This is a genomic window from Pseudonocardia sp. D17, assembly GCF_036984265.1.
Lineage (GTDB): Bacteria > Actinomycetota > Actinomycetes > Mycobacteriales > Pseudonocardiaceae > Pseudonocardia > Pseudonocardia benzenivorans.
On the sequence record NZ_BPRG01000233.1, the window covers coordinates 1 to 214 of the forward strand.

General features: G+C 70.6%; 1 protein-coding gene. It reads left to right on the forward strand.

All coding sequences use genetic code 11. The annotated features are described in order from the left end of the window. Nucleotides 1–214 (forward strand): CoA transferase (locus tag PSD17_RS31695; protein WP_339126011.1); only part of this gene is annotated, 214 nt, incomplete at both ends.

A 214-nucleotide genomic window follows, 5' to 3' on the forward strand; every position in this document is an offset into this window, starting at 1 on the left:
CCACGTTCGCCGACCGGGCCCGGCACCGCGACGTGATCGTCCCGCTGCTGGAGGAGATCTTCGCCGGGCGCACCGTCGACGAGTGGCTGGTACCTCTTTATGCGGCGTCGATCCCGTGTGCGCCGATCAACGATGTCGCGGGCGCGCTCGCCGACCCGCACACCCTGTCGCGTGAGCTCGTGGCGGAGACGTCGCATCCCCGGTTCGGGACGGT